Source organism: Mycoplasma haliaeeti (genome assembly GCF_048284645.1).
Taxonomy (GTDB): domain Bacteria; phylum Bacillota_I; class Bacilli_A; order Mycoplasmatales; family Metamycoplasmataceae; genus Mycoplasmopsis.
The window spans coordinates 38,328-52,994 of sequence record NZ_JBLWAB010000004.1; the positions used below are offsets into that span (position 1 = coordinate 38,328).

The 14,667-nt window shown below is 31.3% G+C and carries 9 protein-coding genes and 4 tRNA genes; all 13 read right to left on the reverse strand.

All coding sequences use genetic code 4. The annotated features are described in order from the left end of the window. Nucleotides 1-6: 6 nt before the first annotated feature. Nucleotides 7-1,149 (reverse strand): tRNA uracil 4-sulfurtransferase ThiI, encoded by a 1,143-nt coding sequence (gene thiI / locus ACNQ2T_RS01665; protein ID WP_418035828.1) that lies wholly within the window; start codon nucleotides 1,147-1,149, stop codon nucleotides 7-9. Continuing rightward, a complete protein-coding gene (locus ACNQ2T_RS01670; RefSeq protein ID WP_418035829.1) occupies nucleotides 1,139-2,734 on the reverse strand; it encodes a hypothetical protein in 1,596 nt (531 codons plus the stop codon). The genes thiI and ACNQ2T_RS01670 overlap by 11 nt, the downstream gene beginning before the upstream one ends. Before the next feature lie 114 nt (nucleotides 2,735-2,848). Next, nucleotides 2,849-2,922, reverse strand: a tRNA-Gly gene (locus ACNQ2T_RS01675). An 83-nt stretch (nucleotides 2,923-3,005) separates the two neighbouring features. After that, nucleotides 3,006-3,082, reverse strand: a tRNA-Arg gene (locus tag ACNQ2T_RS01680). 5 nt (nucleotides 3,083-3,087) lie between these two features. Continuing rightward, a tRNA-Cys gene (locus ACNQ2T_RS01685) sits at nucleotides 3,088-3,162 on the reverse strand. Nucleotides 3,163-3,845: 683 nt separating this feature from the next. Then, a complete protein-coding gene (locus ACNQ2T_RS01690; RefSeq protein WP_416755348.1) occupies nucleotides 3,846-5,729 on the reverse strand; it encodes an ABC transporter ATP-binding protein in 1,884 nt (627 codons plus the stop codon). A gap of 15 nt (nucleotides 5,730-5,744) precedes the next feature. Then, nucleotides 5,745-7,562, reverse strand: coding sequence for an ABC transporter ATP-binding protein (locus ACNQ2T_RS01695; RefSeq protein WP_418035830.1), 1,818 nt, complete (start codon nucleotides 7,560-7,562; stop codon nucleotides 5,745-5,747). Nucleotides 7,563-7,711: 149 nt separating this feature from the next. After that, nucleotides 7,712-7,788 (reverse strand) — tRNA-Arg (locus tag ACNQ2T_RS01700). A 110-nt stretch (nucleotides 7,789-7,898) separates the two neighbouring features. Continuing rightward, a complete protein-coding gene (gad, locus tag ACNQ2T_RS01705; RefSeq protein ID WP_418035831.1) occupies nucleotides 7,899-9,287 on the reverse strand; it encodes a glutamate decarboxylase in 1,389 nt (462 codons plus the stop codon). A gap of 11 nt (nucleotides 9,288-9,298) precedes the next feature. Then, entirely contained in the window at nucleotides 9,299-10,237 is a 939-nt protein-coding gene (gene glsA / locus ACNQ2T_RS01710; RefSeq protein WP_418035832.1) for a glutaminase A, read from the reverse strand. 8 nt (nucleotides 10,238-10,245) lie between these two features. After that, nucleotides 10,246-12,135 carry a glutamine/gamma-aminobutyrate antiporter GadC gene (gene gadC, locus ACNQ2T_RS01715; RefSeq protein WP_418018040.1) on the reverse strand — a complete coding sequence of 630 codons (1,890 nt, stop codon included), beginning with the start codon at nucleotides 12,133-12,135 and terminating at the stop codon, nucleotides 10,246-10,248. Between the two features lie 122 nt (nucleotides 12,136-12,257). Beyond that, nucleotides 12,258-13,241 carry a LacI family DNA-binding transcriptional regulator gene (locus tag ACNQ2T_RS01720; RefSeq protein WP_416755357.1) on the reverse strand — a complete coding sequence of 328 codons (984 nt, stop codon included), beginning with the start codon at nucleotides 13,239-13,241 and terminating at the stop codon, nucleotides 12,258-12,260. A gap of 136 nt (nucleotides 13,242-13,377) precedes the next feature. After that, on the reverse strand, nucleotides 13,378-14,565 hold the full coding sequence (locus ACNQ2T_RS01725; protein WP_416741663.1) for a phosphopentomutase: 1,188 nt from the start codon (nucleotides 14,563-14,565) through the stop codon (nucleotides 13,378-13,380). Nucleotides 14,566-14,667: the final 102 nt, after the last annotated feature.

Genomic DNA, 14,667 nt, shown 5'->3' on the forward strand with positions numbered 1-14,667 from the left:
TTAAATTTAATTGTCTAGTTTAATTCTTGCAATTTCAATTTTATTTTGCACTAAATCTTGCTCTAATTCTAAAATTCTGCTTAGTTCTGTTTCTAGTTTTGTTGCTTCTTCTACACTAGGTTTTGTAACAGGTTCTTTTGGAGCAAATAATTCACAAGTTTCATTGGCCTGTATAATTGAAATATCATAAGTTCCAAGTTTTTTAGCAATATCAATAATTTCATTTTTATCATATGTTAATAATGGACGTAAAATTTGTCTATGACAAGCTGCTCCAATTGTACTTAAAGATTCAAGAGTTTGAGAAGCAACTTGACCTAAATTATCTCCATTAGAAATTGCCATTTGCCCATATTTATCACAAATTTGATCAGCAATCCGGTAGAAACTTCTACGCATTAAAGTAATCTTGTAAGATTCACGTGAAACAAATGAAATATAGTTCATTAAGTTTGCATAATTAGCTATTAATAAGTTTGAAGTTACTTGGTATTGATTTAACACTTTTACTAAATTCGTAATTTTTTCAATAGTTCTTTCATCTGTTTGAGGTGGTGTAATAAATGTTAAAAAGTCTACCTTAATTCCACGTTTCATCATTTTAAATGCAGCAATAGGTGAGTCAAAACCACCAGAAATTAAATGTAGCACTTTGCCAGAAACACCTACAGGTAAACCACCAAGCCCATCGTAGTATTCAGAAAACATGTATGTTCTACCATTTCTAACTTCGACATAGAAAGTTTGATTAGGATTATGTACATCAACTTTTAAATTAGTGTTCTTTAAGATTTCTCCACCTAAAATGTGGTTAATTTGATCAGAAGAATATTCAAATTGCTTGTAGTTTCTTCTAGCTGCTATTTTAAAGGTTTTAGCATCTGGCTTAACTAATTTTAAAGCAGTATTTTTGAATACTTCAATATCGTTTTCAACCACTGCCACAGGTGAAAACGAACTAATTCCAAAGACATAATTTAACTTATCCATATTATGTTGTGAATATGTTAAATACATTCTGTCAAATTCTACTTGTGGAGCTTCTCCAACAATGTGTTTAATGTTGTTGGCCAAAGTATTAATAAAAGTTTTACGATTCTTTTTCTTAAGCACAAGCTCACCGTATCTAATTAAAATTTTACTGTACATATTTCTCCTTAATTAAGAATCTTTTAACAGTTTGATAAGATTCTTGGTAATTGTTATTTTGTTGTATTTGCAGTCTGGTTTGGTTAATTAATTCTTTATAAGCATTAATTTTCTCTTCTCCCAGTAAGAAACGTTCATTGCTTGCTACTTCAAGGCATAAAGCATCATACATTTCATGGTATTTTTCATTGATTGCTATCTTTTTAATTAAGAAAGCCAAAGTGTGGATAAAATCATCTCACACAAGTTGATGTTTAGCTCAACTTTTGTATTTTTTAATATTAGTTTCAAATTGGTTTTGTAAGCGTTTTTTAGCTTCATTTATTTCAGGATCATTGATTAAGTGTTCATTTTCAATTACTGCAAAATAAGTCTCAATAGCATTAGCTAGATCTAAATCACGTTGCACCTTAATTCCACTTATATGGTAAGATTCAAGCTTATAGTTTAAGTAAGCATCATCAAAAGTCTTAACAGCTTGCAGGAATTCTTTAACAGCTTTTAAAATATCTGCAAGTGTAGTTAAATTATTAATTGCATTAACTTTAGTTTCAAGTGCATTATAAGCACGATTTAGCTTGCTTGTTTCTTTTTGTACTTCAAGATAAAGCTTTTTACGTGTTGCTCATAGTTGTGAAAGGTCTTTTTTAACACTTTCAAAAAATTCCTTGATGCTTTGATTAAGGATTGCTCCATGATAAATTTTTCAATACACATCATATATTTTGGTAATGTTTAAAGCTAATTTATTTGAATCAAATTCATATCATGACTGTGAAAGCTTTTCTAGGTTTTGGCTTAGTACTTTATACTCAGCTAGTACTTTTGGCTTAGTTTCTTTTTTAATGGCTTGTTTTAGTTCATTTGGCAAGATATCAAATAGGTAATATTCAATTTTACTTGCACCAATAATTAAATTATTTAAATCATTTAATCTAACCCTTAAATCATCAATTTTCTTATCAGCTTGTGAAAATTGTCCCTTATATTTAGAGTTATCTAACTCATTTAATCGTTTAGCCATCTTTTGCACTTTATCAGTTAAAATCGGATTTAAGTTTGTGGTGATTGCTTTATTTTTATTAAGCACTTCTTTGTAATATTCAACTATTTCTAAATAATTGGTAAAGACTTCATCAATTAGTTTTCAATCAATATCGAACTCTTGTGCTACTTGATCAAATGATTTGCATTTATCTCTGTATTTAACAAATAAACGTCTAAGAGTTCTTCTTTCTTTTACTACTTTAAAGAATTTCTTTTCTTGGATCACACCTTCTAAACTCACAATATGTTGTAAGATGACATCTTTCTTTTGGCAGATATCTTGATTAGTAGTTTTAAGCTTATCACATATCGGTTCAAAAGTTTTTTCATTCTTAGCTAAAATAGCACACTTTTGAATAGCATCTTTATTTTTAGTGTTTTCTCTTTGCAATGTTATGCGCAAGTCTGAAATATAGGCTGTGTTCTTTTTGAAATAAATGTTCCGAATAAGAATTATTGAAAGGAACAATATTAGCAATAGTGCAATAACAACAAACACAATAAAGATCGCTAAAACAGTTGTATTATGTTTTTCCATGTTCCTTCCTCTTGACTTTAATTATTAGTAATTAAAGTTTATCAAAGTTTTAGTTTTATATCCTTAAAATAAAGAAAAAACTCCAATGTGGAGTTTATGGTCACTAAAGTGATATGGAGCGAGTGAAGGGAATCGAACCCTCATAGTCAGCTTGGAAGGCTGAAGTTCTGCCATTAAACTACACTCGCAATTTGTTATTTGCGTTAATATTATAGCACGAATAACAATCTTTGGAAATAAATTTTTTATTTTTTTACACAAAGCAAGTCATTGGCGCGCCCGGCAGGAGTCGAACCCGCAACCTTTAGGGCCGTAACCTAACACTCTGTCCAGTTGAGCTACGGGCGCATTAATGGAGGCACCAACGGGATTCGAACCCGTAATCAAAGTTTTGCAGACTCATGCCTTGGCCATTTGGCTATGGTGCCTTGTGCTTTATTATTATAATACAAAATGGATTTTTAGTAAATATTTTTTAAATTTTTTTATGCAATTGTGAAATAAGATTTATTTTGTCACCCCTCCAAATAAGATTTATTTTGTCACCCCCCTTAGAAATAATGGTCGATGTCTAAAATTCTTATATTAATTTAAAAAACAGATATAAATAAAATAAAGGTACTAACAGATTATAAATTAAGCAATACTCGTTCTGATATTAGAGAGCATCCAGAAGGCTTTAAAAATTATTACAATTTAAGATTAAAAAGAGCTCTAAATATGAAATATTTTTTAATAAATGGGTGCAAACAGAGAAAATTGAAGAGTGAATGTTGAATTATATAGAAAAGTGTTGACAGATGTAGGAACGTTAATTAAGCTGTATTTGTTAAAGAAAAAAGACAATGCAATAACTTTTCTGTAGGTTAAAAGCATTGTCTTCTAATATAAAAGATGGTATTTATATTGAATAATTATCATATATCTTTTGCCATATTTCATTAGCTGTAGCGATGGCAAAAATAGAGCTTATTTTGCTTGTCTAGGGGTGACAAAATAGAGCTTATTCTACAATTTTTAGTAAATATTTTTTAAATTTTTTTATGCAATTGCCCTAGGTATATTTTAACTTCAAGGGAATAAAAAAATGCAAGCTAATGCTTGCAAATAATTATTTATCAAATTGTGATGTATATAGGTTGTAGTAGAATCCTTGCTTTTCAAGTAAGCTTTCGTGAGTTCCTTTTTCAATGATCAATCCATTGTCAACTACGATAATAACATCAGCATTTTTAATAGTACTTAATCTATGTGCAATAACAAATGTAGTTTTATCTTCCATAAGTTTTAACATAGCTTGTTGCACGATTTGTTCAGTGCTTGAATCAATATTTGAAGTAGCTTCATCTAAAATTAATAAACTCTTGTTACTTAAAATGGCTCTTGTTAAGGAAATTAATTGTTTTTGACCTTGAGATAGGTTAGCACCATTATTTTCAATTAATGTATCATATCCATTAGCCATATTCATAATGAAGTGATGAGCATGAGTTAATTTAGCTGCTTGTTCAATTTCTTCCATAGTAGCTTTAGGGTTAGTCATCTTTAAGTTATCTAGAATTGATTCGTTAAATAAGAATGAATCTTGCAATACAATTGTCATGTTATCTCTAAGACTAACTGTATCTAAGTTTCTAAGCTCATTGCCATCAATCTTAATTGATCCACGAGCATAGTCATAATATTTTGAAAGTAAGCTAATAATTGTAGTTTTACCAGCTCCAGTTGGCCCAACAATTGCAACTGTTTGACCAGGTTTAATTGAGAAACTTGCTGCTTTTAATTGGTATTCTAAAGCATCTGGGTTATATTTGAAGTAAACATCTTCAAAATCAATTTGTCCAATGATTTTTTCAACTTTAATTGTTTCATGTTCACGACTAGGCACTTGTACTTGTAATAAGTTAAATATACGAGAAGTTGAAGCAACCCCAACTTGCGCATTAAATGTACTTGATAAAATACTTTGGAATGGTCCCATGAAGTTTCAGTTTAATGAAACATATAACACGATTAAACCAGCAGTTGGAGATCCATCTTTATTAACCATAAAGCTAAAGGCACTTCACACATTAACACCTTTGAGGTAGAAAACAGCTGCAATGGCTGAAATAGCTAAAATAATTAAGTTAGAGATTAGCCCATATCAAGTATCAAATGATTTGGCAATAATATCACCTTTATAAGCTGAATTACGAATGTTTTTAGTAATAATTTCAAGTTCACTATAAATGTAAGCTTGACGATCAAATGAGTTAGTTACTTTAGTGTTTACTAGCATTTCTTCTACGAATGCATTTAGCCGACCGAAGGCATTTTGCACACTAATAAAGTAAGGTTGTGATTTCTTAATTAATAAGAAGACAAAAGCAAATAAGATTAAGGATACTGGAATAACAATTAAAGTTAATAATTCTGAAGCAAGTGACATAACAACTATTGAAATTAAGATGTTAAATGTACTTGTTGCAGCTTGCACCATCATTTGAAATAATGAGTTAGCCACGTTATTAATATCTACCACTAAGGTTGAAATTAAGTTTCCAGTCTTGTTTTTATCATAGAAGCTAATAGGTGAACGGAATAATTTGTTCATTAATTCACCACGTAATCTAGCTCCAGCTTCAAAACATAATTTAATATAGACTCTTTGTTCAAGGTAACGGAAAATACCATATAAGATAAATGATAGTCCAAGCCCAGCTAGTGCTAATACAAAATGTAGGGTATTGAAATCTCCTATATTTCCAGTAGCCTTTTCACCTAAATAAGGTGCAAAGAATAATTGAATAATTATCCCGATCATAAAGCTACCTACAATATAACAAACAGAGTTGATAAAGCTGAATGTTAAAGCTATAGCTAAACTTTTCTTGTCTTTAGTAATGTAAGAAAGCAGAGTTTTAAAGGTTTGAAATACTTTAACATCAGTCTTCATTTTCTTGTTCTTACTTAGTTCTTTACTAATTTGACGACCTTCGTACATATTATCCATAAGTCACTCTCCTTTCTATTGTTCTAATTGGTTTGCATTGATATCTCTATATCATTGACAGCTTGCAAGTAACTCTTGGTGAGTTCCTTGAGCAATTATTCTTCCTCTGTCCATGACTAGAATTTTATCAGCATGTTTAATTGAATTAATTTTTTGTGAGATTATAACTGTTGTACAGTCATAATCTTCTTTAATATTTTTAATTAAAGCTTTTGTTGTTATGTTATCAAGTGCTGAAGTTGAATCATCTAAAATTAAGATTTTAGGATCAATAATTAAACTACGCGCAATTGAAAGACGTTGTTTTTGTCCACCTGATAAGTTTTTTCCACGTTGCACTACTGGATGTTGTAATCTATCTTCAAATGTCATAATAAAGTTATTAGCACATGAAGCTTTTAGTGCACGATTAATTTCTTCTTCACTAGCATCTTCTTTTCCAAATGTTAGGTTAGAAAGAATTGTTCCTGAATATAGTAAAGCTTCTTGATAAACAATCCCAACATTTTGGTGTAAGTTAGTTGTATCAATTTCTTTAACTTCTTTGCCATTAATAAGGATATTTCCTTCATTATATTTCATGTTGTTAACAATTAAGTTAGCAATGGTACTTTTTCCTGAACCAGTTGGCCCAATAATCCCAAGTGTTTGCCCACCTAATACTTTAAAGTTAATATCTGATAAAGCATAGTCTTCAGATGTTTCAAAATATTTAAAGTTAACATCCTTGAATTCGATTGAATAGTCAGCTACATTATTTTGCTCACTAATAATGAGACCATTTGTTACATGCAATTCATCATATTCTTTATCTAGCACTTGTACAATTCTACCGGCTGAAATTTTGGCCTTGAAAAATGAACCTAAAAATTGTGAGAATAGAATAATACCTTGAGCAATTAATACTTCATATTCAATAAATACGTTTAATTTAGCAATTAATTGTGCTCCATTTTCACTTCTTAAGCTATTGCTTGCTGCTAAAGCATCTAATTGTACTTTACCAATTGCATAGATAATAACTACAATAGTGTTAATAATAACGAAGAATGCAGGCATACCAATAGCAAAGTATTTAAAGCTGGCTCTTTCTGTAGCAAGTCAAGCTGAGTTGGCTTTATTAAATTTATTATATTGGTTGATTTGCAAGTTGTTTGCTTTAATGAATCTAGCTCCGTTAATTGATTCATCAACTTCTTTAGTAATTCAATCTAAGTTCTTTCTACTCTTTTTAATCAATGGATTAGTCTTAATAAACATATAAGCAATAACAAAGATTAAAAGAGGGATAACTGCAATAATTGATCATGTTAAGTTAACATCAGTCATAAATGCAAACACTAAACCAACAACGATATATAAAGGTGCCTTAATTAATGAAATAGAAGCACCAATTAAGAAATCTCAAAAGACAGCAACGTCATCGTTAATTCTAGTAATTAAACTTTCATTTGTTAATTGTGCAATATCTTTTAAGCTAAGTTTTTGATATTTTTTAAATAATGTGTTTCTATAGAAGTTAGAAGCTTTTTCTCCAGCTCAAATAATTATCAGCACATAACCAAACGATGTACCAGCTGCCAATACCAAGACAATAATGAATGTTACTAATAAAGTATTAAACACTTGTTGCCAATCTTTTGATGAGTAAACAACATAATTAAATATTTCAAGTTGAATGTCTTTGTTTACATCATCATGTGGTTGAATTACCAATGGTAAGAATTGAGAAAGCAAAATAGGTAACATCATTGTTAAAGCCACATTGATAATTACGATTAAAATACCGATACCAAATTGTGCTTTTATTTTACCTGGCAAAATCTTAAACATTTTTCACATATTTACCTCCTTTTTATAGTCTATATTTTGTTTTGATATTATAACATTTTTATAAAAAATGTTATAGGAGGATAACGAGCTAAAAATGCAAGCCAAAATTATTATTTTTAGAAAATTCCCTAAAAAAGGGTATAAAAAAATGGCGATCACGAGAGGATTCGAACCTCCGACCACAAGCTTAGAAGGCTCGTGCTCTATCCAGCTGAGCTACGCGACCACGCTAAATATATTTTACACACTTTTTAAAAAAGTTGCATTATTTATTTTTTTATTTTTTTATAAGCAAAAAAGAAAAATCTCAGCCACAAGACTGAGACTTTGCAATTATTATGTATGTTTAAATCCACCTGATTTTTCATCTAGTGAAACTGTTGGTTTATGAGTTTTTAAATCTTCAATAGCTTTTTTCATATCTTCGATTAAGATAGAAGCCATATCTCTACCGAAGCCTTGACGAACTAAAGCTCTTTGAACCACAACATTTTGTGCATTAGCTGGCATTGAGTATGCTGGTACTTGTCATCCTCTGACTCTAAGTTTATCAGCTAAGTCATAAAGATTGAATCCAAGATCAACACCTTGTTTAAATCTTCATGTTGTAGCTGGAATTCCATGTTTTGGACTTCCATCATTAATTAATTCAAAATATCCCATTTTTTCAATTTCACTTGCGATGTATTGTGCTGTGTCATAGCAGTTTTGGTGAATTTTTCTATATCCTTCTTTTCCAAGTCTTAAGAAAAGGTAGTATTGAGAAATAATTTGACCAGCAGGTCTTGAGAAGTTAATTTGGAATACAGGCATGTCACCACCTAAGTAGTTAACATGGAAGATTAATTTTTCTGGAAGGAATTTTTTATCTCTTCATACTACTCAACCAGCCCCAAGAGGTGCTAGTCCAAATTTGTGTCCTGAAGCTGAGATTGATTTAACTCTTGAAACTCTAAAATCTCATTCAATTTCTGGAGCAACAAATGGAGCTAAAAATCCTCCACTAGCTGCATCAATATGCATATCAACATTTAATCCAGTATCTTTTTCAAGCTTATCTAGAGCTTTAGATAATTCATAAATAGGTTCATATGCTCCTGTAAAGGTTAATCCAAAAGTTGCGACAACTCCAATGGTGTTTTCATCAATATATTTCAACATACTTTCTGCATCCATATAGAATCTATCTTCTTCCATTGGAACTTGTCTAATTTCAATATCTCAGTAACGACAGAATTTTTCTCAAACTACTTGGACAGGTCCACATACTAAGTTAGGTTTATCAATTGGTTTTCCAGCTGCTCTACGTTTTTCTTTTCAACGTTCAAGTAAAGCCATTCCTCCTAGCATGCAAGCTTCAGAAGATCCAATTCCAGAAGTTCCGATTGGTTCTTCTTTTTTAGAGGCATTCCATAAATTTGCAATCATTGATACACAACGTTGTTCAATTTCTGCAGTTTGTGGATATTCATCTTTATCAATTAAGTTTTTATTAATTGATAAATCCATTAGTTCATGAACTTGTTTTTCTTCATATGTTTGACAAAATGTAGCTAAATTTTGTCTTGCATTACCATCTAAAAACAATTCATCTTTAACAACTTCTAAGACTACATCAGGGTCAGATTCTTTATCAGGCATCTTATATTTTGGTAATTGGATGTCTGCAAGTCTTGATCCAAAAATGCTGTCATTGTCATTTTGTTTAACTTTGTGTAATGGCATCGAAACCTCCTTTATTTTTCATTTAAATATAAGTTAAATTTCATTTTATTACAAAATTCTTTAATGATTTTAAATCCTCTTACGCTATTTCCATATTGATCTAATGGAGGACTAAATACTGCAATTCCTAGTTTTCCAGGCACAACAGCAATGAGTCCACCACCAACCCCACTTTTACCAGGTAGCCCTACCATATAGGCAAAATCACCTGATTTATCATATAAACCTTCCATAGTCATTTCAGCTAAAATATGAGGAATATTATGGCTTGAAATAACTTGTTGTTTAGTAATTGGGTTAATTCCATTATTTGCTAATGTAGCAGCTAAGGTAGCTAGATCTTTGTTTGTTACTAAAGTTGAGCATTGTTGCGTATATACTTCACAAGCTTCCATTGGGTCACAATACATTTGACCAGCTGAATATAGTAATCAAGCTATCGCACGGTTATGGAAATTAGTCGTTTGTTCAGATGTATTAACTTCATTTGAAAGAACTACATCTTTAGACATCATTTGTTGTTGAAAGCCTAAAATCTTATTTCATCTTTCAACTTTATCTTTTGCTTGTATTAAGCTAGTTGTTGCCATAGCTCCTGCATTTACTAATGGTGATAATGGTTTATCTTTATGTAATTCAAGGGCTATAACAGAGTTAAATGGTAATCCTGTAGGGGATGTACCTATCTTTTCTCTCACAGTTTTTGCATCTGTTTCTTCTAAAGCTAATGCTAATGTACAAACCTTAGAAATTGACTCAATTGCAAATGCGTATGAATCATCACCATAGCTAAATACATCACCATCTGCAGTTATTACAGTGGCTCCACAAAGGTTAGAAGGTACATTAGCTAGATAAGGAATATAACTAGCATTTTTGCCTTCTTTATGGTCTTTGTATTTTAAGTATGATTCTTTTAAGGATGTTTCTATAAGCTTTTTATCTAACATATGATCCTTTATTGAGCATTTGCTTGTGGCTTAGAAGTGTTTTCTTGGTCAGCAACTTTTTGCTCAGCATTACTTTTATCACTTGTTTCTAGGGAGAAAACTTTTACTGCTGAATCATGAGCTTTAGAAATTGTTTTTAAAGTCTTATCGTTTTCTTTTTTGATTTTATTTAAAATCTTACCTTCAGCCATTTCGTAAGCTAAACTTTCTTTTCCGATTTTAGCTAAAAGTAATTCTTCACGTTTAGAAATATATGTTTCTAGTTCTTTTAATTTTCTTTGTACGTCTGTGTCAAATGCTTGAAAGTCACCTTTTACCTTATTATCAAAGTATGCTTTAGCTAATTCACTACTTTCACAATTTGAATGATTAATGATACCTGGATGTGTACCTTCAAGTTGTCATGTAAATGGAGCAAAATCTGAATCTTGGTCCACTCAGTGTGGTTTTCTTAATGCATAAATAATAAATGGAATAACACAGAAAATAGCAGATACAATAATTAAAATTGCTACGTATGTTATTGGACTACCAACTGATATTTGGCTTGGTGGTGCAAAGCTAACTATAAAGGCTAGTAATGAACCAATAAGCCCTAATCCAGCCACTATTCACATTCCAATGTTATGTGGACCAGGAATACGATATGGTCTAGGTCGATTTGGTTGTGAATAACGAAGGTAAATTGCTGCAGCAAACATTAAGATGTACATAATTAAGTATAAGATAACAGTTAATTGACTTAATATTTGGTAAGCAGCTTGTACTGATGGAAGTACTACGAATAGTACTGATAATACAGTAACAATAAGTCCTTGGATTAGTAATAAGTGTGTTGGCACACCATTTTTGTTAGTTTTTTGGAATCATCTAGGTAAATATCCAGCTTTTCCAACTACTAACATACCAGCGCTAGGTCCTGATACTCAAGTAACAATACCTGCTAAAACACCTATTGCTAGCATAGCTGCCAGTACAGGAGCCATTCAAGGGACGCCAGCCCATGTAAAGGCTTTAATATATGTGACTAGTAACCCTTGTGTTAAGTTAATATCATCCTTTGGTAGAAGGAAGGCAATAGCAAGAGTTCCTAGTACGAAAATAAGAACTGTAACCAATGAAGAAATTAAGATAGCAATTGGGTAATTTCTTTTTGGATTGTTAATTTCAGTTACATGGATCGCATTCATTTCCATACCAGCATAAAATAGGAAAACACTAGCAGCAAGTACTAAAGAGTCAAATCCTTTGAATGCAGGTAATAGATCTGATGCTTTCATTTGTGTTTGAGGTTCGTTACCTGCAATAATGTAAGCAAACCCAAATCCAATTAAAATAACAACAGGAATAATTGTTCCAATAATTCCACCTCATTTAGCTACTCTAGCAAATGCTTTTGTACCAAATGAAGATAATATAGTAGCTATTCAATAAATAGCAAGCACTATTAATAGAACAAAAACCTTATTATTGGAGATTGCCTTGGCTATTTCAGTATTTGGAGCAAGATAAGCCAATGACACAGCTCCAAAAGTTAGGGCAGTTGGGAATCAAATTGTTACCTCAGCCCATAACAAGAACATAGATAGGAAAGCAAGTCTTGGACCAAATGCTTCTCCTACCCATCTAAATACTCCACCTTTTTCAGTATAGGTAGAAGCTAGTTCAGCTGCAACAAGTGCAACAGGTATTAAGAAAAATATAGCAGCAAAAATGTAGTAGAAAATTGATCCTAGTCCATATTCTGCTTCAGCAGGTAGGCCTCTAAGGCTTACAACAGCAACTATATTCATTAAGACTAAACTAAGTAAACTTAAGGCTTTAGTATTCTTTTGTTTAGTTTTAGAATCATTTGTAGATTGAGAATCAGTCGCATTTTTAGACTTAAATTTAAACATGTGCTCCTCCTTTACGTTATTATGACAGCTATCTCTGTCATATAAATATTATAATCTTTTCTTTTAGTGGCTAGAAAAAATGAAAAAAATGTGGAATTACTACCCCACATTTAGTTTTTTGATTAATTCTTCTTGTAATCTGAAATTAATTTTAAATCTATTTCTCTAGTTTGCTTTTCTTTAGTTTCTTTTTGATCTGCAATCATTTTTTCAATTTCTAGTCCGATTAAAGGATAGTCAACAAAAATCTTGCTTTTGTAAACATTTAAGCTGTCATAAATTGATTGATATCCAATATCAGTTAATTTAAAAGTATTATTTGCTAAAGCAATTAAAGAAATAAATGAATCGTGTGTTGAACAAACGATATTTGAAAATTTGTGTTTAGCAGCGAAGCGAACTAAATCCTTAACTTCACTTTCTTGTTTTCTAGTGCTAATTTCATATTTTGAATGACTGATCCCAAGTTCTGTACATGCTTGTAGGAATCCTTCATATCTTTTATCTTTTTGGCGACTAAGAAGTTTTTTATCTTCTAAGAAAAGAATTTTATTATCATCTTTTGGCAATTGATTATATAAGTCAACTGTTACATCATAGAATCCTTGGATTTCATTTGGAACAATTCAGCTTAGTCCATCTACTTGATATCCATAAACCACTATAGCAACGCCTTCAATTGATTTTAAATAAGCAAATAAGACTTCATCATATTCGGGAACAAAAACCACTAATGATGTTGGTCTTCAAGAAAGAATGTATTTAATGGTATCTACATACTCTTGGGTTGAAGGGTTTGTATAAGTTGTAATAACTCTCTTGCTACTTCTTGAGCAAGCAGCAATAATCCCGTTAATTATGTGTTGGTAAATATTGCTTCCGAAAATAGGTGCAATAACAAAAACTGAGTTGTCCTTTCCTCTGATCATTCTAGCACCATGATTAGGAACATATTCATATTCCTTTACTACTGATGCAATTTTACGTTTCGTTTTACCTGATACATATCCACCATTGTAATATCTACTAATTGTTGAAATAGATACGTTAGCGATTGAAGATATGTCTTTATAGGAAATTTGTTTATTTTTTTTAGCTTCACTCATATTTTAATTATAGCATTTTGTGGAAATTTTGTTCCACATGCCAGGTTTTTACCATTATTGCTAGCCCCTACAGCTAAAAGCATAAAAAATCACACTACTGTGCATTATTTGTAGTGTGAAATAAAATATTTTTAAATTATACTAATTCTTCAAATACATCGTCACCTGTTTCAGTGATGATGTCAGCACCGAAGTTTCTTGCTACGATGTTTCCAAGTGTTCCTAGACCTGTAAAGTTAGGTAATACTCTAGGTGATTTGAATGATTTTGAATAAATTGTAGCTGGTAAGAATTCTCTTGTGTGGTTGAATCCTGGGTATAATGGATCGTTTCCGTGGTCACTTGTCATAATTAATAAGTCATCTTCACGCATTGCGTTGATTAATTTTCCAAGTTTAACGTCAAGATCAGAAATGTTTTGAGCATATCCGTGTACGTCTCTTCTGTGTCCGTAGTGTGAGTCGAATTGAACTAAGTTTGTGAAAATAAATTGGTTTTCTCCATCTTGTTCTGCTAATTCGATTGTGATGTCAAGACCTTTAGCGTCTGAACCACTTGGGTAGTGTTTTGTAATACCTTGTCCTACGAAAATGTCATTGATTTTTCCAACTGAAATAACTTCAACACCTTTAGCTTGTAATTCGTTTAAAATCATTTCTCTTGGTTTGTTTGCATAGTCATGACGATTGAATGTTCTTGTGTATTCTCCGTTATCACCAACGAATGGACGAGCAATAATTCTTCCTACGTTTCATTCTGGACGTGATGAACAAATTTCACGAGCAGCTTTTGCATATCTGTATAAGTTATCTAATCCAACTCATTCTTCGTGAGCAGCGATTTGTAAAACAGAGTCCATTGATGTATAAACAATGATTCCACCATTTTCTTTTTGTTCTTGAGCGTATTCAGAAATCATTTCTGTTCCTGAACCTGATTTGTTTGCAAGGATTTTTCTTCCATCGAAAGCTTTTGATAATTCATCAACTAAGTCTTGTGGGAATCCTGTTTCTGTAAATGTAGGGAATGGTACTAATGTTTTAATTCCCATCATTTCTCAGTGCCCTGCTAATGTATCTTTAGCATTTGACACTTCTTGAACTTTAGCCATGTAAGCCATTGGTTGTTTAACATGGTAATTTCCATTTAAGTTAGTAATGTTACCAATTCCAAGTTTCTTTCATGTATCAATTTTGAATTCTTCTACCATTGAAGCAGATCTAATTGTGTTTGCACCATCGTCACCAAAACGTTTTTGGTCTTTATCTGGTCCGATTCCTAGACCATCTGTAACGATCATGAACACACGTCTAAATTTAGCCATATTTTCTCCTTTTTAAGTGGACGTTATTTCTATAATAACATCGCTAATATTTTAAAACTTTTTTTATTATTCTATAACTAATATTAAGGAAAAAAATTCTCA